Origin of the sequence: Enterobacter hormaechei subsp. hoffmannii (assembly GCF_001729745.1) — a bacterium.
GTDB lineage: Bacteria > Pseudomonadota > Gammaproteobacteria > Enterobacterales > Enterobacteriaceae > Enterobacter > Enterobacter intestinihominis.
On sequence record NZ_CP017186.1, the window covers coordinates 3,147,741 to 3,166,604 of the forward strand.

Below are 18,864 nucleotides of genomic sequence, written 5' to 3' on the forward strand. Positions count from 1 at the left end.
CGGGGGTTGAGGAGGAGTTGAAGTAAACGCGACGATTACGCGTTAGCTTCCTTAACTTCGCGGATGCGGTCCTGATATTCGCGCAGTTTCTGCGGCGTCATCATACGACGCTGATCGTCGAGCACAACACCGCCCACTTCGTCGGCGATGTGCTGAGCGGACTGTAGCATCAGCTTAAAGTTTTGCAGCTCGTCACCGTAGGACGGCACCTGCATAAAGATCGTAACCCCAGGCGTGACGAAATCACCGGTCATTTCCGGGTCAAACGTGCCTGGATTGACCATATTGGCCAGGCTGAACAGCGCCGGACCGCTGCCGTCAGGACTCAGGTGGCGATGGAAAATATTCATGTCGCCGAACTTGAAGCCTGCCTGTTGGATGCTGTTGAGCAGCACGTCACCGTTCAGATGGGTGCCATGATGAGCAGCCACATTCATGATGATTACCGCTTCTTTACGCTGCGGCTTTTCAACAACCGGTTCTGGCTCAACAACAGGCTCTGGCTCAACGCGCGGAGCGGGCTGTGGCGCAGGCGGTGCAGATTCAGGCTGCGGTTGTTCTACCGGCTGCGGCTGTTGCACTGGCTGTGGCTGATGCACTGGCTGTGCAGGCTGTTGCACAGGTTGCTGCTGTACCGGCTGTGGCGCAACGGGCTGCTGTTGCACAGGCTGCTGCGACGGATGACGAACAGGTTCTTCCACTGGCGGCGGCGCTGGCTGGCGCGGCTGGGCAGAGGCATACGGTGGTTGATACTGGTGCTGCGGAGCGCGGGGAGCTTCATGCTCTCCATGCGCTGCGCCGGGCGCAGTATTGACCCGATGAACACGAACTTCACCCACGCCGTCGTCGTCAAGACCGTCGATGTCGTCTTCAACGTCATCGTCTTCGCGACTGGACTTCATGCGCTTCAGTGGACGATCGCGAAACATAGAGGAACGCTCTTTACGGCTGGTCCAGAAACCATGTACCAGTAAAGCGATTATGGCGATCGCGCCAACAATGATTAATATCAGACGCAAATCCTGCATCATTATATTCTCTGTTGTTCTAACACCTTGCCACCACGGCAAACATTTACTCACTAAGAGTATTTGCCGTTTACGTCAAGTGCAAGTGTATGCAGAGCATTCACAGCATAAAGATGAACTAAATCGTGCTTTTTGCTGGTTTTTCGAACATTTCCGAACTGGTCATTGGCCCGTAACTGGATAATATAGGCGGGCAATTCCACTGGTTGTGTAAAAAGGAGTACAGCCTGGTATGGTTTCAACATCTTCTTCTGCCCCACGTAGCGGGGTCTGGTACTTTTCTCAGGGCTGGAAACTGGTCTCCCTGCCGGGCATTCGACGCTTCGTTGTTTTGCCGTTACTGATCAACATTATTCTGATGGGGGGCGCGTTCTGGTGGCTGTTCACCAGACTGGAAAGCTGGATCCCTTCCCTGATGCGCTATGTGCCGGACTGGTTACAGTGGTTGGACTACCTGCTCTGGCCGATTGCGGTTATCTCCGTGCTGCTGGTTTTCGGCTATTTCTTTTCGACGATAGCTAACTGGATAGCCGCGCCGTTCAACGGTCTGCTGGCCGAACAGCTGGAAGCGCGCCTGACCGGTGCGGCGCCGCCTGACACGGGCGTACTGGGGATCGTAAAAGATGTCCCCCGCATCATGAAGCGCGAATGGCAGAAGTTTGCGTGGTACCTGCCGCGGGCGATTGTGCTGCTCATCCTTTATTTTGTACCCGGGATCGGCCAGACGGTCGCACCCGTGCTGTGGTTCCTGTTCAGCGCCTGGATGCTTGCTATCCAGTACTGTGATTATCCGTTCGATAACCACAAAGTGCCGTTTAAAGAGATGCGCACTGCCCTGCGCACTCAGAAGGTTGCCAATATGCAGTTTGGTGCCCTTACCAGCCTGTTCACCATGATCCCTTTCCTGAATCTGTTCATCATGCCCGTTGCCGTTTGCGGCGCGACGGCGATGTGGGTGGACTGCTACCGTGCTAAGCACGCGTTATGGAAGTAATGCAAAAATGTGTAAAAGAGGGGTGGCTTATGCCGCCCCTTATTCCATACTGATCCCCATTATTTCCTTGCAGCATATAGATATGCGATTTCCTTACTTCCCCATACCTGTTCAACAGGTATGCTGGGTCGGTATCCCAATTTCATACAGTTAAGGACAGGCCATGAGTAAGATTTATGAAGACAACTCGCTGACTATCGGTCATACGCCCCTGGTTCGACTGAACCGTATCGGTAATGGACGCATTCTGGCGAAGGTGGAATCTCGTAACCCAAGCTTCAGCGTTAAATGCCGTATCGGTGCGAATATGATTTGGGATGCTGAAAAGCGTGGCGTGCTGAAACCTGGCGTTGAGCTGGTTGAACCCACCAGCGGCAATACCGGTATCGCCCTGGCCTATGTTGCGGCGGCGCGCGGCTATAAGCTGACGCTGACTATGCCTGAAACCATGAGTATTGAGCGCCGTAAGCTGCTGAAAGCGTTGGGTGCGAATCTGGTCCTCACGGAAGGCGCGAAAGGCATGAAGGGCGCGATTCAGAAGGCCGAAGAAATCGTCGCCAGCGATCCTGCAAAGTATCTGCTGCTCCAGCAGTTCAGCAACCCGGCCAACCCGGAAATTCATGAGAAAACCACCGGCCCGGAAATCTGGGAAGATACCGACGGTCAGGTTGATGTGTTTATCTCCGGCGTAGGCACCGGCGGTACGCTGACCGGGGTGTCTCGCTATATTAAAGGCACGAAAGGTAAAAAAGATCTGATTACCGTTGCCGTTGAGCCAACCGACTCTCCGGTTATCGCTCAGGCGCTGGCAGGCGAAGAGATCAAACCAGGTCCGCACAAAATCCAGGGTATCGGCGCTGGCTTTATTCCAGGCAACCTCGATCTGAAGCTGATCGATAAAGTGGTCGCCATCACCAATGAAGAAGCCATCTCCACGGCGCGTCGCCTGATGGACGAGGAAGGCATTCTGGCGGGTATCTCTTCCGGTGCGGCGGTTGCTGCAGCTCTCAAACTGCTGGAAGACGAAACCTTTACCAACAAGAATATTGTGGTTATCCTACCGTCTTCGGGTGAGCGTTACTTAAGCACAGCACTGTTTGCCGATCTGTTCACAGAGAAAGAACTGCAACAGTGATGCCAGCATGTTAAAAACGCGTAAAAAAGCACCTTTTCAGGTGCTTTTTTGTGGCCTGCTTCAAAGTTTTACCCCTCCTGGCATTGCTTCACCCCGTTGGGTCTGGTATTTAAACCAGCAATTATTTTGATGCGCGAAATTAATCGGTGAACGAAATAGCGCTGCTGAATCGATTTTATGATTTGGTTCAAGTCTTGCTTTCACTGCATAATGTTTAATGACGATTGAAACGTCAGCGCTAACTATACAGGCTAAAGTTAAGTCGCCAGGCTAGACTTTAGTTCCACAACACTAAACCTATAAGTTGGGGAAATACAATGTTCCAGCAAGAAGTTACCATTACCGCTCCGAACGGTCTGCACACCCGCCCTGCTGCTCAGTTTGTTAAAGAAGCGAAAGGCTTCACTTCTGAAATCACTGTGACTTCCAACGGCAAAAGCGCTAGCGCAAAAAGCCTGTTCAAGCTGCAAACTCTGGGTCTGACTCAGGGTACCGTTGTTACCATCTCCGCTGAAGGTGAAGACGAGCAGAAAGCAGTTGAGCATCTGGTTAAGCTGATGGCTGAACTCGAGTAAGTTTACCGGGTTCTTTTCAATATCAGTCACAAGTAAGGTAGGGTTATGATTTCAGGCATTTTAGCATCCCCGGGTATCGCTTTCGGCAAAGCATTGCTGCTGAAAGAAGACGAAATCGTCATTGACCGGAAAAAAATTTCTGCCGACAAGGTTGATCAGGAAGTTGAACGTTTTCTGAGCGGTCGTGCCAAGGCATCTGCGCAACTGGAAGCGATTAAAACTAAAGCTGGCGAAACTTTCGGTGAAGAAAAAGAAGCCATCTTCGAAGGGCACATTATGCTGCTCGAAGATGAGGAGCTGGAGCAGGAAATCATAGCCCTGATTAAAGATAAAGGCATGACGGCCGACGCGGCTGCGCATGAAGTTATCGAAGGTCAGGCAACTGCCCTGGAAGAGCTGGACGATGAATACCTGAAAGAGCGTGCGGCTGACGTACGTGACATCGGTAAGCGCCTGCTGCGCAACATCCTGGGTCTGGCCATCATCGATCTGAGCGCGATTCAGGACGAAGTCATCCTGGTTGCCGCTGACCTGACCCCGTCTGAAACCGCACAGCTGAACCTGAACAAGGTGCTGGGTTTCATTACTGATGCAGGTGGACGTACCTCCCACACCTCTATCATGGCGCGTTCTCTGGAGCTGCCAGCCATCGTGGGTACCGGTAGCGTCACCTCGCAGGTGAAAAACGACGACTATCTGATTCTGGATGCCGTAAACAACGTGGTTTACGTCAACCCAACTAACGATGTGATCGAGCAGCTGCGTTCCGTTCAGGAGCAGGTTGCTACCGAGAAAGCGGAACTCGCTAAACTGAAAGATCTGCCAGCCATCACGCTGGACGGCCATCAGGTTGAAGTGTGCGCTAACATCGGTACCGTACGTGACGTTGACGGCGCTGAGCGCAACGGTGCGGAAGGTGTAGGTCTGTATCGTACTGAATTCCTGTTCATGGACCGCGACGCCCTGCCAACGGAAGAAGAGCAGTTTGCAGCGTACAAAGCGGTTGCGGAAGCGTGCGGCTCGCAGGCCGTTATCGTCCGCACCATGGATATCGGTGGCGACAAAGAGCTGCCGTACATGAACTTCCCGAAAGAAGAGAACCCGTTCCTGGGCTGGCGTGCCGTACGTATCGCCATGGATCGCAAAGAGATCCTGCGTGACCAGGTTCGCGCTATCCTGCGTGCATCCGCTTTCGGTAAGCTGCGCATCATGTTCCCGATGATCATCTCTGTTGAAGAAGTGCGTGCACTGAAGAAAGAGATTGAAATCTACAAGCAGGAACTGCGTGACGAAGGTAAAGCATTTGACGAGTCAATCGAGATCGGCGTGATGGTGGAAACACCGGCAGCCGCGACCATTGCACGTCATTTAGCCAAAGAAGTTGATTTCTTTAGTATCGGTACCAATGATTTAACGCAGTACACCCTGGCAGTTGACCGTGGTAATGATATGATTTCACATCTCTACCAGCCAATGTCGCCGTCTGTACTGAATTTGATCAAGCAAGTTATTGATGCTTCTCATGCAGAAGGTAAATGGACTGGCATGTGTGGTGAGCTTGCAGGCGACGAACGTGCTACACTTCTGTTGCTGGGTATGGGTCTGGACGAATTCTCTATGAGCGCCATTTCCATCCCGCGCATCAAGAAGATTATCCGTAACACGAACTTCGAAGATGCGAAGGTATTAGCAGAGCAGGCTCTTGCTCAACCGACAACGGACGAGTTAATGACGCTGGTTAACAAGTTCATTGAAGAAAAAACAATCTGCTAATCCACGAGATGCGGCCCAAATTACTGCTTAGGAGATAAGTCTAATGGGTTTATTTAGTAAACTGTTCGGTGACAAAAGCAATAGCGACTCCGGAACTATTGAGATTGTTGCTCCGCTCTCCGGCGAGATCGTCAATATCGAAGACGTGCCGGATGTAGTGTTTGCTGAGAAAATCGTTGGTGATGGCATTGCTATCAAACCAACTGGCAACAAAATGGTTGCTCCAGTTGACGGTACCATTGGTAAGATTTTTGAAACCAACCATGCGTTCTCTATCGAATCCGATAGCGGTATCGAACTGTTCGTTCACTTCGGTATCGACACCGTTGAACTGAAAGGCGAAGGCTTCAAACGTATCGCGGAAGAAGGCCAGCGTGTTAAAGTTGGCGACCCTGTAATTGAATTCGATCTGCCACTGCTGGAAGAAAAAGCGAAGTCTACCCTGACTCCGGTTGTTATCTCCAACATGGACGAAATCAAAGAGCTGATCAAACTGTCTGGCAGCGTTACCGTGGGTGAAACCCCGGTTATCCGCATCAAGAAGTAATTCTTGCCGCACGGTAAAATGGCGCCTTCGGGCGCCATTTTTGTTTATGCAGGCAGAATAAGCTCGTCGTAGCCTTTCGACTGCGTATAGATCATCACGTCAGTCACCCTGTCGCCCGCCATGCGAATGGCGTCGGCCACGGTTTTACCGCCGACGATACCGCTCACCAGCTCCGAACAGAACAGATCCCCCGTCCCTTTCAGGTCCGTCTCAACGCGCGGGTGTGCGCTTACGGTAACGCCCTCCTCGCTCACCAGCACGACGTGGATATTTTGCGGATCGTCAGCCACTGGCGCGCTGGTGATCGCCACCCATTTAAGCGTGTCAGACAGCAGCCCCTGCGCGGCGGCAATGGCGCTCTCCGGCGTACGGCACGGTTTGCCGCTCAGCACTTCCAGCTCAAACACGTTGGGCGTAATGCCCTGGGCCAGCGGGAGCAGGTGCTCACGATAGGCTTCAGGAATATCCGGCTTCACGTACATCCCGCTGTCGATGTCTCCGATTACCGGGTCGACCAGCACCAGCAGATCGGGATGTTGAACTTTGATCGCCTTCAGCCACTGCGCCAGCAGCACGATCTGGCTGGCGCTGCCCATATAGCCGGTAGTGACTGCTTTAAGCTCGCGCAGGATCTCGCGCTCTTCCAGCGCCTTCAGGTAGCCGCTGAACCACTCGTCCGGGATCACCCCGCCGTAGAAGGTGTCGTAGTGAGGCGTATTGCTGAACAGCACCGTCGGCACGGCGGTAACGTTCAGTCGATGGGTGCGAATATTTGGCACCGCGATGCTGTTTCCCACACTGCCGTACACCACCTGCGACTGAACGGCGACAATATCGGTTTGCTGCGCCCGGGTGTTATCCCGGAATAAAATCATCTCCATGACGCTTAAATCCCCGCCCCCTGCGAATAACTCTCTTCACCAAAGACGCCGGTCGACAGGTAGCGATCGCCGCGATCGCAAATAATCGCTACCACTACTGCACCCGGGTTTGCCTTAGCCACCCGAATCGCCCCCGCTACCGCGCCACCCGAACTGACGCCGCAGAAGATGCCTTCACGCACGGCCAGCTCACGCATGGTATTTTCCGCCTCGCGCTGATGAATATCCAGCACCTGGTCCACAAGCTGCGCATTAAAGATGCCCGGCATATACTCCGCGGGCCAGCGGCGAATGCCCGGAATACTGCTTCCCTCTTCCGGCTGGAGGCCGACAATCGTCACCGGCTGCTCCTGCTCGCGCAGAAAACGTGACACACCGGTGATCGTGCCCGTGGTCCCCATGCTGGAGACAAAGTGGGTGATGCGCCCGCCGGTTTGCTGCCAGATTTCCGGGCCGGTGGAGGTGTAATGCGCGTACGGGTTGTCCGGGTTATTAAACTGGTCGAGCAGCTTGCCTTCCCCGCGCTCCGCCATCGCTAACGCTAAATCTCGCGCCCCTTCCATACCCTGCTCTTTGCTCACCAGAATCAGCTCGGCCCCGTAGGCACGCATGGCGGCACGGCGCTCCTGGCTCATGTTATCCGGCATCAGCAGCTTCATACGATAGCCTTTCAGGGCGGCTATCATCGCCAGTGCGATACCGGTGTTACCGCTGGTGGCTTCGATCAGCACATCGCCGGGCTTTATCTCGCCGCGCTTTTCGGCCTGAACAATCATCGACAGCGCCGCCCGGTCTTTCACCGACCCCGCCGGGTTATTGCCTTCAAGTTTGACCCAGATTTCGCTGCCGTTGTCACACCCCATGCGCTGAAGTTTGACCAGAGGGGTGTTGCCGATGGTGTGTTCGAGTGTATTCACGTTTTTTACTCAATAAAAAGCCCGGTAAGCATCACGCCACCGGGCGAAAAACATACTCAATAACCTATCAGGCTGACTCCGCCAGAGCAATATCCTCGCGCGTCTCGATGCGCTCGTTGCCATGATAAATGCGCGCGTGTTGCATCCCCACAAACAGGCGTTCCCCCCGGTGCGGCGGCTCGTCGTCACGCATAACCACGGTCAGCGGCTCGGTGTACCAGCCCAGGGGCTGTACCACTAATTGGGTGTAGTGACCTTTAGGGCTAGCTTCCAGCACCTGCACCGGAAGCGGTGAGTCCAGGCTGGTACGGCGGCTGACGTCCACTTCCCACGGGCGCAGGAACAGATCCACCGGCCCCTGGTGCGCGGAGGTATACCCCAGCGGCCAGCGGTGCGCGCCAACGTGGAACTGACCGCCGCGAATAGTACCCTGAAGGCGGTTTACTTCCCCCATAAACTCCAGCACAAAGCGGGTCGCCGGTTCACGCCAGAGTTGCTCTGGCTCGTCAACCTGCTCAATGTTGCCCTGACTCATCACCACCACGCGGTCGGCTACTTCCATCGCCTCTTCCTGATCGTGGGTCACGAAAACGCTGGTGAACTGGAGTTCCTCATGAAGCTGACGCAGCCAGCGGCGGAGCTCTTTACGCACCTGCGCATCCAGCGCGCCAAACGGTTCGTCCAGCAGCAGGATTTGCGGTTCCACGGCTAACGCACGCGCCAGCGCCACGCGCTGTTTCTGCCCGCCAGAAAGCTGTGCCGGGAAGCGGTCCGCCAGATGAGCCAGCTGCACCATCTCCAGCAGTTTGGTCACTTTCGCTTTGATGGCGGCCGCATTCGGACGCTCACGACGCGGCAGTACGGTCAAACCAAACGCGATGTTGTCGAATACCGTCATGTGGCGGAACAGGGCGTAGTGCTGGAATACAAAACCCACTTTACGGTCGCGGGCATGCAAACGGCTTACGTCCGTACCGTGGAAGCGGATATGTCCGCTGGTCTGGTGCTCAAGCCCGGCGATAATACGCAGCAGCGTGGTTTTACCGGAGCCAGACGGCCCCAGCAGCGCCACCATTTGTCCGGAAGGGATATCCAGCGAGATATCATTCAGCACCTGGGTGCGACCAAAAGACTTCTTAATATTGGCAATCTCAATGCTCATGATTTCCCTCCTGATGCTGACGTTTTTCCTGATTCTCTAAACGCCACTGCACCACACTCTTCAAAAACAGGGTCAAAATCGCCATCAGCGTCAGCAACGCTGCGGCAGTAAAGGAACCGACGGTGTTGTAGTCCTGTTCCAGTAATTCAATCTGTAACGGCAGCGACAGGGTTTCGCCGCGAATCGAGCCGGATACCACCGACACCGCACCAAACTCACCGATCGCACGGGCGTTGGTCAGCACCACGCCGTAAAGCAGTGCCCAGCGGATATTCGGCAGCGTGACGCGGCGGAACATCTGCCAGCCGGAAGCGCCGAGCAGCACCGCGGCTTCATCTTCATGGCTGCCCTGGCTGAGCATCACCGGCACCAGCTCGCGTACCACGAACGGACAGGTGACAAAGACGGTCACCAGCACCATCCCCGGCCAGGCGAACATGATCTGCAGGTCGTGTTCATCCAGCCAGCCGCCCAGCGGGCCATTGGAACCGTAGAAGAGCAGATAAACCAGACCCGCCACCACCGGTGACACCGCAAACGGGATATCCAGCAGGGTCAGCAGCAGCTGACGCCCCGGGAAGTTAAAGCGCGTTACCAGCCAGGCCAGCAATACGCCAAACACCAGATTCACCGGGACGGTGATCAGGGCAATCATGACCGTCAGCCAGATGGCGTGGAGCATGTCCGGATCGGCCAGGTTTTGCAGCGCGGGCATAATCCCTTTGCTGAAGGCCTGAACGAAGATGTACACCATCGGCACGACGAGAATGAATGCGGAGACCAGCACGCCGGTACCAATCAGAAACCATTTGCCCCAGTTGATGCGGGGCGCGTCATAGCGCTTCAATTGCGTAACTTCCGCCATCAGTGACCTACCACACGTCGACCAAAGCGACTTTGCAGAGTGTTAATCGAGAACAGCAGTAGCAGCGACGCGGCAAGGATCACCGAGGCAATCGCACTCGCGGCCGGATAATCAAACTCCTGCAAACGGACAAAAATCATCAGCGAGGTTACTTCGGTTTTCCACGCGATGTTCCCGGCGATAAAAATGACCGCGCCAAATTCACCGAGGCTGCGGGTAAAGGAGAGCGCGATACCCGCCAGCAACGCCGGAGAGAGTTCCGGCAGCACGACCTTGCGAAAACTCTGCCAGCGCGTGGCGCCGAGCGTTTCTGCGGCCTCTTCGTATTCGGGTCCTAACTCTTCCAGCACCGGCTGCACGGTACGTACCACAAACGGGATGCTGGTAAAGGCCATGGCCACCGCGATACCGAGCCAGGTATAGGTCACTTTGATATCAAACTTAGCCAGCCACTCACCGTAAAAGCCGTTCACGGAAAACAGCGACGCCAGCGTCAAACCGGCAACCGCCGTCGGCAGGGCAAACGGCAGATCCATCAGCGCGTCGAGCAGGGTGCGGCCCGGGAAGCGATAGCGGGTTAAGATCCACGCCATCAGCAGGCCAAACACGCCGTTAAAAATCGAGGCCACGAACGCAGACAGCAGGGTGACCTTGTAGGCCGCCACCACCTGCGGGTTAGTAATCACTTCCCAGTACTGGGACCAGCTCATCTCAGCGAGCTGCATCACCAGCGCGCTGAGCGGTAATAACAAAATCAGACAGACGAACAGCAGGCTGGTCCCGAGGCTTAAGGTAAAGCCCGGCAGCACACGTCTGGAGGACACTGCAAACATTACTTACGCCCCGCTGCCAGCAGTTTGTCCAACTCACCGCCGCTGACAAAATGCGTTTTCATGACCTCAGGCCAGGCGCCAAAATGATCTTCCACGCGGAACAGCTCGGTCTGCGGGAATTTGTCTTTCAGCTTGCTCATCACGTCCGGGTTGTTGACACGGTAGTAGTAGTCGGTGATAACGGTTTGCGCCTGCGGGCTGTACAGATAGTTCAGGTAGGCTTTCGCCGCCTTTTCTGTGCCGTTAGCCTTAACGTTTTTATCCACCCACGCCACCGGGAACTCGGCCAGAATGTTCGTTTTCGGGATAACCACTTCGAAGCCCTGCGCTTCGTACTGTTTACGAATATTGTTCACTTCGGATTCAAAGCTGATCAGTACGTCGCCCAGCCCGCGCTCGGCGAAGGTGGTGGTTGCGCCACGACCGCCGGTATCAAACACCTCGACGTTTTTCAGGAACTGGGTCATAAACTGTTCGGTTTTCGCTTTATCGTTACCGTCAGCTTTGTCCGCCGCGCCCCACGCCGCCAGATAGGTGTAACGTGCGTTGCCGGAGGTTTTCGGATTCGGGAAGATCAGCTTTACGTCTGAACGCACCAGGTCGTTCCAGTCGTGGATGTTCTTCGGGTTGCCCTTGCGCACCAGGAAGCCCATGGTGGAGTAAAATGGCGAACTGTTGTTCGGCAGGCGGCTTTGCCAGTTCGCCGGGATCAGTTTGCCTTTGTCGTGCAGGATCTGCACGTCCGTGACCTGGTTGTAGGTCACCACGTCCGCTTTCAGCCCCTGCAAAATGGCCAGCGCCTGCTTGGATGAGCCAGCGTGCGACTGCTTGATGGTCAGCTTGTCGCCGTTGTTCTCTTTCGCCCACTGCTGTTCAAATGCGGGATTAAGGGCGGCAAACAGCTCGCGCGAAACATCATAAGAACTGTTCAGCAACTCGGTTGCCTGCGCCTGCGCCACCAGCAGTAAACCTGCCAGTGCCAGCGATCCTTTTTTCAGTACAGTAACGGCCATTGCGCACCCTTATAAATGTGATGACTATCTTATAGTCATAATATTTATAACGGAGTCTAAAGGAGTAACGGTTTTATATACCGTTTGGTGATTTAGAAGCAGAAAAGGGAATAAGAGGTGCGGGAGAAATTGCCGGGTGGCGCTCACGCTTACCCGGCCTAAGAATGGAGAGCGATTTACAACGCCAGCAGGCGCTCAACGGACGGCGCAAAGTAGTAGCCGCCGGTCACCGGGCGGGTGAAGCGCAGCATGGCGTCACGCTTACCGTCGGTATCGCCAAACATGCTCAGCAGCTGCTGTTCGATGTTGTAGAGGCGTGCGCAGTAAGCGCAGAAGTACAGGCCGTGCGTACCGCTCGCGGTGCCGTACGGCAGGCTCTGGCGAACAATCTTCAGCCCCTTACCGTCTTCTTTAAGGTCAACGCGGGACAGGTGGGAAGTGACCGGACGCGCATCGCCGTCAATCTCTTCATTGGCATCTTTGGTACGGCCAATCATCATCTCCTGGTCATGCACGCTCATGCGGTTAAGCTGCCTGAGGTTATGCTCCCAGCGCTGGACGAACACATAGCTGCCGCCCGCGTCCACGCCATCCTTGATTACAGCCACCTCGCGACGCGTCTCTTCCCCGGCCGGGTTTTCGGTGCCGTCGACGAAGCCGCTCAAATCGCGCTCTTCCACCCAGCGGAAACCGTGGATCTCTTCCTGCACGTCGATACTGTCACCAAAGGCCTCAATCGCAGCCTGAGCGACAGAAAAGTTCACGTCGTGACGCAGGGAGAGGATATGGATCAGAACGTCATACTGGGTAGCGGGCGCAAGACCTTTGCCATAAGGAATAAAGTCTTTCAGCTCTTCTGCGCCTTCGCCGCCGCTCAGATGACGCCAGACGGTGCTGCCAAAGGCAACCACCGCGCCCAGATGGGCTTCGGGGAATTTGGCTTGGAAGGTGGCCAGTTTATCAACGAAAACTTTGCTGGCCGCGCGCAGGGCATCCACGTCCCCTTTGACGTTGGCTTCAATCCAAATCGCCGCCCGGCAATGTTCTGGCAAAATGCCACTCTGAACCTGAGACATCGCTCCTCCTGAAATAAAGATGCCACGACAGCGTGGCATTGATGGCGGCTATTATACCCGGATTTCAGCGAGGCGGCTTGCTCAGGCGCAAATTACTGCTGCCAGATAATTTTGCTCACTTTCCACTTTTTCAGGGTGTCGTCAGACGGCATTAACCCTTCCGGACCGTTCCAGGTGCCGCTGAACACATAGCTAATATGCTGGCTGCCGTCGGCCTTACACTCGACCGCCACGCTCTCCTCCGATGGCACACTGGTGCAGTGGCCAAACGCTTTCTGATAGAGTTCGCCAAACGGCGTTCCCACCTTCACGCCACCTGAGGTCGGGATCTCTTCATCCATCACCGCAATGCGGTTGACCGTACCTTTATCGCCGTTGATGACCATTGCCACCTTGTCATCTTTCAACGCTTCGAAATAGCGCACGATGTTGCCGTTCTCGGTTTTCATGCCGCTGCGCAGGCGATAATCACTGCCGATGGCATCCTGAATGGCATCCTGATCCAGCGCCGTCGAGGCGGTGATTTTGCCTACGCCCTGCTCGGTCACTTCCATTGAGGATCCAAACCAGTTCCACGGATAGGCCGCAGACCAGTTGATGGATGAGAGCGTGGAACAGCCGGTTAACGCCAGCGGGAGAGCGCATAAAAGTAAACGCAGCGATTTCATTGAGACGTCCTTACGTAGTAAATCAACGCTTGTTGGAGTGCAGTATCGACAAAAAGTGCCGTTTTAATCTGGCTCTTGCGTAAAACAGGCGCGTAAACGGGGATTCGTGACCAGCCACAGCAGCGCGACGATATCCGCCACCACCAGTGCAATCCCGATACCCGAAAGCGGCTCGCCGTACAGCCAGAGCAAGGGTTGCCAGACCAGAAGCACAAACTGCGCCAGGATCAACAGCCAGCGAAGCGCGCGCCAGAAGCGCGGAATGGCTTGCCGCCGTCCGCTGCACAGAAACGCCAGGACCGCCGGTACGCCCGGCAGTAACCCCAGCCAGAAGGCATCGTGATCGGGATAAAAGAGATTCAGTAACGTATCGCCCTGCCCGCGCGACGCGCCAGCCATCACGAACAGCACCCAGGTGCGGGCCTGCAACAGCAGAACGCACCAGAACAAAAAAGGCAGACGCAGACGACCGTGAACGTCGTAGTCGCCAGGGTGGAACTCAGTACTCTTCATCTTCGATCAGGCGCTTACCCAGCGTCAGTACATCCGCGTGCTCGTAGCCCAGACGTTCATACATGCCCAGCACCACGTCGTTATCTTCCCGGACCATAATCTGGATTTTCGGGCAGCCACGGGCGATCAGTTTCTTTTCCAGACGGTTAAGCAGCGCGTTGGCGATGCCGCGCGCGCGGTATTCCGGGTGCACGCCCAGATAGTAGGCCGAGCCGCGGTGGCCGTCGTACCCACCCATCACCGTCCCGACCACTTCGCCGTTGACCTCAGCGACCAGAAACAGACTGACGTCGTGATTCACCTTCCGTTCGATGTCCATTTCCGGATCGTTCCACGGACGCAGCAGATCGCAGCGCTCCCAAAGGGTGATCACCTCTTCGAAATCTTCCTGGCGAAAAACGCGTATCTCCATGGTATTAACCGCCTTTTCGGGTTTAAAAACAGTGATTATGGCGTGAACAGGGCGTTTAGCCAATAACCGGGGAAAAACTCGCCAAAATTTGGCATAATGTCACTTTGTCACGTATTGAAATGAAAAGTAAAACAATTCTCAATAAGGACTGTCGTAACGGGAAACACGATACGATATAACACCAGGACCCCAATTTTTACAATTCAGGCCGCATGAGCACATTCAAACCATTAAAAGCACTCACATCGCGTCGTCAGGTTCTCAAAGCGGGGCTGGCGGCCTTAACGTTATCGGGTATCGCAAAGCAGGCTCAGGCAAAAGAAGAGAGCACGCTTAAAACCAGTAACGGACACAGCAAGCCGAAAACCAAAAAAGCTGGCGCAAAGCGTCTGGTCATGCTCGATCCGGGCCACGGCGGGATCGACACCGGCGCCATTGGCCGAAACGGGTCGAAAGAAAAACACGTCGTGCTGGCAATTGCAAAAAATGTACGCGCAATTTTACGCAGTAACGGTATTGACGCCCGCCTGACGCGCACGGGCGACACGTTTATCCCGCTGTACGATCGCGTGGAGATTGCCCACAAGCACGGCGCAGATCTGTTTATGTCCATTCACGCGGATGGCTTCACAAACCCTTCCGCCGCAGGCGCCTCGGTATTTGCGCTCTCCAACCGTGGCGCCAGTAGCGCCATGGCGAAATACCTCTCCGATCGCGAAAACCGGGCGGATGAAGTGGCCGGGAAAAAAGCCACCGACAAAGACCATCTGTTACAGCAGGTTCTGTTTGATCTCGTGCAGACCGATACCATCAAAAACAGCCTGACGCTCGGCTCGCATATCCTCAAACGGATTAAACCCGTGCACCGTCTGCACAGTAAAAGCACCGAGCAGGCCGCGTTTGTGGTGCTGAAGTCACCGTCTATTCCGTCCGTGCTGGTGGAAACCTCGTTCATTACCAACCCGGAAGAAGAGCGTTTACTCGGCACTAAGGCGTTTCGTCAGAAGATCGCGAACGCCATCGCCTCCGGGGTCATCAGTTATTTCAACTGGTTCGATAATCAAAAAGCGCACTCCAGGAAACGTTGATGAAACCGAATGCACAGCTGGTCAAAACTTTCCTGATGCAGCTCCAGGACGCGATTTGCCAGAAACTGACCGCCGCAGACGGCGGTGAATTCCAGGAAGACACCTGGCAGCGCGAAGCGGGCGGCGGCGGGCGCAGCCGCGTGCTGCGTAACGGCGGTATTTTTGAACAGGCCGGGGTCAACTTCTCCCACGTCCACGGTGATGCAATGCCAGCATCCGCCACGGCGCATCGGCCTGAACTGGCGGGCCGCAGCTTCGAGGCGATGGGCGTCTCGCTGGTGGTGCATCCGCATAACCCGTTTGTGCCAACCAGCCACGCCAACGTGCGCTTTTTCATCGCGGAAAAACCGGGGGCCGATCCGGTCTGGTGGTTTGGCGGCGGTTTCGACTTAACGCCTTACTATGGCTTTGAAGAGGATGCCGTGCACTGGCACACCACCGCGCGCGACCTCTGCCTGCCGTTTGGCGAAGACGTTTACCCGAAATATAAAAAGTGGTGCGATGACTATTTTTATCTGAAGCACCGCGACGAGCAGCGCGGCATCGGTGGGCTGTTCTTTGACGATCTCAACACGCCGGATTTTGATACCGCGTTCAGCTTTATGCGCGCGGTGGGTGAAGGCTTTACCAACGCCTATTTTCCGATTGTCGAACGCCGCAAAGACACCGACTACGGCGTGCGCGAGCGTGAGTTCCAGCTCTACCGTCGCGGGCGCTACGTGGAGTTTAATCTGGTGTGGGATCGCGGGACGCTGTTTGGCCTGCAAACCGGCGGGCGCACGGAGTCCATTCTGATGTCGATGCCGCCGCTGGTGCGCTGGGAATACAGCTACGCGCCAAAAGAAGGCAGCCCGGAGGCTGCCTTGAGTGAGTTTATTAAGGTTCGGGACTGGGTTTAACCCTTACCCCTCACCCCGGCCCTCTCCCCAAAGGGCGAGGGTGAAAAGACGGCTCAGAGCAGTCCCCTCTCCCCTATGGGGAGAGGGTTAGGGTGAGGGGCGAGGGGCGAGGGGCGAGGGCAATAAATTACAGCGGCTGCGTCTGCGCCTCAACCACCGCCAGCGCCACCATGTTGACGATACGACGCACGGAGGCAATCGGCGTTAACACATGCACCGGTTTTGACACCCCCATCAGCACTGGCCCTACGGTCACCCCTTCAGAACTCGACACGCGCAGCAGGTTATAGCTAATACGCGCCGCTTCCACGTTCGGCATAATCAGCACGTTCGCCGAGCCTTTCAGCGGACTGTCCGGCATACGTTCATTACGAATACTCTCCACCAGCGCGGCGTCGCCGTGCATCTCGCCGTCGATCATCAGCTCCGGCGCACGCTCGCGCACCAGGTCCAGCGTCTGGCGCATTTTGCACGCCGCCGCGGATTTGGATGACCCGAAGTTTGAGTGCGACAGCAGCGCCACTTTCGGCTCGATACCAAAGCGGCGCACGGTTTCCGCCGCCATCACGGTGATTTCCGCCAGTTCGTCCGGGGAGGGATCGTCGTTGACGTAGGTATCGGCGATAAAGGTGTTACCGCTTGGCAGCAGCAGCGCGTTCATTGCGCCGGCAGTATGGACGCCCTCGCGATAGCCGAAGATCTCCTGTACCACGCTGAAATGCTCATGGTACTCGCCGATGGTGCCGCAGATCAGCGCATCCGCCTCACCGCGATGAACCATGATCGCGCCGATCACCGTGGTGTTGCTGATCACCGCCCGCTGCGCCTGCTCCTGGGTGATCCCGCGACGCTTCATGATCGAATAGTATTCGTTCCAGTACTCTTTGAAGCGCGGATCGGATTCGTTGTTAACGATCTCAAAGTCCACGCCCGGCTTTATTTGTAGGCCGAGCTTCTGAATACGCATCTCGATCACGCTCGGACGACCAATCAGGATCGGTTTCGCCAGCCCTAAGGTGATCAGCTCCTGCGTGGCATGCAGCACGCGCGCCTCTTCCCCTTCCGCCAGCACCACGCGCTTCGCGTCGGCGCGCGCCTGGGAGAAGATCGGCTTCATAAACAGGTTGGTTTTGTAAACGAACTCGGTGAGTTTATCGACGTAGGCATCGAAATCTTCAATCGGCCGCGTCGCCACGCCGGAGTCCATCGCCGCTTTGGCCACCGCTGGCGCGATCTTCACGATCAGACGCGGGTCAAATGGTTTAGGGATGATGTAGTCGGGGCCGAAGCTCAGATCCTGATCGCCGTAGGCGGAGGCCACCACTTCGCTCTGCTCGGCGTGCGCCAGCTCTGCGATAGCATGAACGGCAGCCAGCTTCATCTCTTCGTTGATCGCCGTGGCGCCGACGTCCAGCGCCCCGCGGAAGATGAACGGGAAGCAGAGCACGTTGTTCACCTGGTTCGGGTAGTCCGAACGTCCGGTGCAGATGATAGCGTCTTCACGCACCGCCTTCGCCAGCGGCGGCAGAATTTCCGGCTCCGGGTTCGCCAGGGCCAGGATCATTGGCGCGCGCGCCATCTTCTGCACCATCTCCTGGGTCAGCACTTTCGGGCCTGAACAGCCGAGGAAAATGTCAGCACCGTCAATCACGTCTTCAAGCGTGCGCTTGCCGTCGTCTTCCACCGCATAGGCCGCCTTGGTTTCCGCCATGTTTGGCTCGCGGTCTTTGTAGATCACGCCCTTGGAGTCGCAGACCACAATATTGTGCTTCTGCATGCCCAGCGCCACCAGCAGGTTCATACAGGCGATGGCCGCGGCGCCTGCGCCGGAGACCACCATGCGCACGTCGGAGAGATTTTTCTCTACCACGCGCAGGCCGTTCAGAATGGCGGCGGTACTGATAATCGCCGTGCCGTGCTGGTCGTCATGGAACACGGGAATGTTCATACGCTCGCGCAGCTTCTGCTCGATATAGAAACATTCCGGCGCTTTGATGTCTTCCAGGTTGATGCCGCCGAAGGTCGGCTCCAGCGCCGCCACCACGTTGATGAATTTATCCGGATCCAGTTCGTCCACTTCGATATCGAAGACGTCGATACCGGCAAATTTCTTAAACAGAACGCCCTTCCCTTCCATCACCGGCTTACCAGCCAGCGCACCGATGTTCCCTAACCCCAGCACCGCCGTACCGTTAGAGATAACGGCCACCAGGTTACCGCGCGCGGTGTATTTGTACGCTGCCAGCGGATCTTTTTCGATTTCCAGGCACGGAGCAGCCACGCCCGGCGAGTAGGCCAGCGCCAGATCGCGCTGGGTCGCCAGCGGTTTGGTCGGGGATACCTGGATTTTACCCGGAACAGGAAACTCGTGAAAATCGAGAGCGCTTTGTTTTAACTGATCATCCATCTTGTTATTCCTTTCACGTTTCGGTCAAAAAGGGTGATGTCGACGTTCCTATGCACACCCTGGTGTGCCGCATAGTAT

Annotated in this window: 19 protein-coding genes; 7 read left to right on the plus strand and 12 right to left on the minus strand. The window is 55.9% G+C overall.

From position 1 onward, the window contains the following. Positions 1-35 precede the first annotated feature (35 nt). Entirely contained in the window at positions 36-1,031 is a 996-nt protein-coding gene (gene zipA / locus BFV65_RS14730; protein ID WP_022648943.1) for a cell division protein ZipA, read from the minus strand. A gap of 229 nt (positions 1,032-1,260) precedes the next feature. Between zipA and cysZ the strand changes: the two genes are divergently transcribed. The 5 genes from cysZ to crr all read left to right on the plus strand — a co-directional run bounded on the left by cysZ (position 1,261) and on the right by crr (position 6,052). Continuing rightward, positions 1,261-2,022, plus strand: a complete 762-nt coding sequence (cysZ, locus tag BFV65_RS14735; RefSeq protein WP_069596797.1) for a sulfate transporter CysZ — start codon at positions 1,261-1,263, stop codon at positions 2,020-2,022. Between the two features lie 163 nt (positions 2,023-2,185). Then, positions 2,186-3,157, plus strand: coding sequence for a cysteine synthase A (gene cysK, locus BFV65_RS14740; protein ID WP_006811453.1), 972 nt, complete (start codon positions 2,186-2,188; stop codon positions 3,155-3,157). A gap of 317 nt (positions 3,158-3,474) precedes the next feature. Next, positions 3,475-3,732 (plus strand): phosphocarrier protein Hpr, encoded by a 258-nt coding sequence (ptsH, locus tag BFV65_RS14745; RefSeq protein WP_000487600.1) that lies wholly within the window; start codon positions 3,475-3,477, stop codon positions 3,730-3,732. 45 nt (positions 3,733-3,777) lie between these two features. Next, positions 3,778-5,505, plus strand: coding sequence for a phosphoenolpyruvate-protein phosphotransferase PtsI (gene ptsI, locus BFV65_RS14750; protein WP_022648945.1), 1,728 nt, complete (start codon positions 3,778-3,780; stop codon positions 5,503-5,505). A 43-nt stretch (positions 5,506-5,548) separates the two neighbouring features. After that, complete coding sequence (crr, locus tag BFV65_RS14755; RefSeq protein ID WP_022648946.1) at positions 5,549-6,052, plus strand: PTS glucose transporter subunit IIA; 504 nt, start codon at positions 5,549-5,551, stop codon at positions 6,050-6,052. A gap of 44 nt (positions 6,053-6,096) precedes the next feature. Here the strand turns inward: crr and pdxK are convergent, their stop codons facing one another. From pdxK to BFV65_RS14805, 10 genes are all read right to left on the minus strand, one after another. After that, the gene (gene pdxK / locus BFV65_RS14760; protein ID WP_022648947.1) at positions 6,097-6,933 is read right to left on the minus strand and encodes a pyridoxine/pyridoxal/pyridoxamine kinase; all 837 of its coding nucleotides are present in this window, start codon (positions 6,931-6,933) and stop codon (positions 6,097-6,099) included. A gap of 5 nt (positions 6,934-6,938) precedes the next feature. Beyond that, entirely contained in the window at positions 6,939-7,850 is a 912-nt protein-coding gene (gene cysM / locus BFV65_RS14765; protein ID WP_048965750.1) for a cysteine synthase CysM, read from the minus strand. A gap of 67 nt (positions 7,851-7,917) precedes the next feature. Beyond that, entirely contained in the window at positions 7,918-9,012 is a 1,095-nt protein-coding gene (cysA, locus tag BFV65_RS14770) for a sulfate/thiosulfate ABC transporter ATP-binding protein CysA (protein WP_069596798.1), read from the minus strand. After that, on the minus strand, positions 9,002-9,877 hold the full coding sequence (gene cysW / locus BFV65_RS14775) for a sulfate/thiosulfate ABC transporter permease CysW (protein WP_003861305.1): 876 nt from the start codon (positions 9,875-9,877) through the stop codon (positions 9,002-9,004). The genes cysA and cysW overlap by 11 nt, the downstream gene beginning before the upstream one ends. Continuing rightward, complete coding sequence (gene cysT, locus BFV65_RS14780; RefSeq protein ID WP_022648951.1) at positions 9,877-10,710, minus strand: sulfate/thiosulfate ABC transporter permease CysT; 834 nt, start codon at positions 10,708-10,710, stop codon at positions 9,877-9,879. Before cysT ends, cysW begins: the two co-directional genes overlap by 1 nt. Next, positions 10,710-11,723: a sulfate ABC transporter substrate-binding protein gene (locus tag BFV65_RS14785; RefSeq protein ID WP_022648952.1), complete on the minus strand. Its 1,014-nt coding sequence runs from the start codon at positions 11,721-11,723 to the stop codon at positions 10,710-10,712. Before BFV65_RS14785 ends, cysT begins: the two co-directional genes overlap by 1 nt. Before the next feature lie 176 nt (positions 11,724-11,899). Continuing rightward, the gene (locus tag BFV65_RS14790; protein WP_022648953.1) at positions 11,900-12,799 is read right to left on the minus strand and encodes a Dyp-type peroxidase; all 900 of its coding nucleotides are present in this window, start codon (positions 12,797-12,799) and stop codon (positions 11,900-11,902) included. Positions 12,800-12,891: 92 nt separating this feature from the next. Beyond that, positions 12,892-13,467, minus strand: a complete 576-nt coding sequence (locus BFV65_RS14795; protein WP_069596799.1) for an RpoE-regulated lipoprotein — start codon at positions 13,465-13,467, stop codon at positions 12,892-12,894. Positions 13,468-13,530: 63 nt separating this feature from the next. Then, positions 13,531-13,980, minus strand: a complete 450-nt coding sequence (locus BFV65_RS14800; protein WP_023306669.1) for a DUF2919 domain-containing protein — start codon at positions 13,978-13,980, stop codon at positions 13,531-13,533. Further along, complete coding sequence (locus tag BFV65_RS14805; RefSeq protein ID WP_003861292.1) at positions 13,967-14,392, minus strand: GNAT family acetyltransferase; 426 nt, start codon at positions 14,390-14,392, stop codon at positions 13,967-13,969. The genes BFV65_RS14800 and BFV65_RS14805 overlap by 14 nt, the downstream gene beginning before the upstream one ends. Before the next feature lie 212 nt (positions 14,393-14,604). Here BFV65_RS14805 and amiA point away from each other — a divergent pair, with 212 nt between their 5' ends. Next, positions 14,605-15,480 carry an N-acetylmuramoyl-L-alanine amidase AmiA gene (amiA, locus tag BFV65_RS14810; RefSeq protein ID WP_023306670.1) on the plus strand — a complete coding sequence of 292 codons (876 nt, stop codon included), beginning with the start codon at positions 14,605-14,607 and terminating at the stop codon, positions 15,478-15,480. Beyond that, positions 15,480-16,379: an oxygen-dependent coproporphyrinogen oxidase gene (gene hemF, locus BFV65_RS14815; RefSeq protein WP_038416479.1), complete on the plus strand. Its 900-nt coding sequence runs from the start codon at positions 15,480-15,482 to the stop codon at positions 16,377-16,379. Before amiA ends, hemF begins: the two co-directional genes overlap by 1 nt. A 127-nt stretch (positions 16,380-16,506) precedes the next feature. Here hemF and maeB read toward each other — a convergent pair whose 3' ends face one another. Beyond that, complete coding sequence (gene maeB / locus BFV65_RS14820; RefSeq protein ID WP_023300666.1) at positions 16,507-18,786, minus strand: NADP-dependent oxaloacetate-decarboxylating malate dehydrogenase; 2,280 nt, start codon at positions 18,784-18,786, stop codon at positions 16,507-16,509. Between the last annotated feature and the right edge of the window lie 78 nt (positions 18,787-18,864).

Bases quoted from the DNA above. Each gene is read 5' to 3' on its own strand.
- zipA (WP_022648943.1), bottom strand. From the start codon at position 1,031: ATGATGCAGGATTTGCGTCTGATATTAATCATTGTTGGCGCGATCGCC.
- cysZ (WP_069596797.1), top strand. From the start codon at position 1,261: ATGGTTTCAACATCTTCTTCTGCCCCACGTAGCGGGGTCTGGTACTTT.
- cysK (WP_006811453.1), top strand. From the start codon at position 2,186: ATGAGTAAGATTTATGAAGACAACTCGCTGACTATCGGTCATACGCCC.
- ptsH (WP_000487600.1), top strand. From the start codon at position 3,475: ATGTTCCAGCAAGAAGTTACCATTACCGCTCCGAACGGTCTGCACACC.
- ptsI (WP_022648945.1), top strand. From the start codon at position 3,778: ATGATTTCAGGCATTTTAGCATCCCCGGGTATCGCTTTCGGCAAAGCA.
- crr (WP_022648946.1), top strand. From the start codon at position 5,549: ATGGGTTTATTTAGTAAACTGTTCGGTGACAAAAGCAATAGCGACTCC.
- pdxK (WP_022648947.1), bottom strand. From the start codon at position 6,933: ATGGAGATGATTTTATTCCGGGATAACACCCGGGCGCAGCAAACCGAT.
- cysA (WP_069596798.1), bottom strand. From the start codon at position 9,012: ATGAGCATTGAGATTGCCAATATTAAGAAGTCTTTTGGTCGCACCCAG.
- cysW (WP_003861305.1), bottom strand. From the start codon at position 9,877: ATGGCGGAAGTTACGCAATTGAAGCGCTATGACGCGCCCCGCATCAAC.
- cysT (WP_022648951.1), bottom strand. From the start codon at position 10,710: ATGTTTGCAGTGTCCTCCAGACGTGTGCTGCCGGGCTTTACCTTAAGC.
- BFV65_RS14785 (WP_022648952.1), bottom strand. From the start codon at position 11,723: ATGGCCGTTACTGTACTGAAAAAAGGATCGCTGGCACTGGCAGGTTTA.
- BFV65_RS14790 (WP_022648953.1), bottom strand. From the start codon at position 12,799: ATGTCTCAGGTTCAGAGTGGCATTTTGCCAGAACATTGCCGGGCGGCG.
- BFV65_RS14795 (WP_069596799.1), bottom strand. From the start codon at position 13,467: ATGAAATCGCTGCGTTTACTTTTATGCGCTCTCCCGCTGGCGTTAACC.
- BFV65_RS14800 (WP_023306669.1), bottom strand. From the start codon at position 13,980: ATGAAGAGTACTGAGTTCCACCCTGGCGACTACGACGTTCACGGTCGT.
- BFV65_RS14805 (WP_003861292.1), bottom strand. From the start codon at position 14,392: ATGGAGATACGCGTTTTTCGCCAGGAAGATTTCGAAGAGGTGATCACC.
- amiA (WP_023306670.1), top strand. From the start codon at position 14,605: ATGAGCACATTCAAACCATTAAAAGCACTCACATCGCGTCGTCAGGTT.
- hemF (WP_038416479.1), top strand. From the start codon at position 15,480: ATGAAACCGAATGCACAGCTGGTCAAAACTTTCCTGATGCAGCTCCAG.
- maeB (WP_023300666.1), bottom strand. From the start codon at position 18,786: ATGGATGATCAGTTAAAACAAAGCGCTCTCGATTTTCACGAGTTTCCT.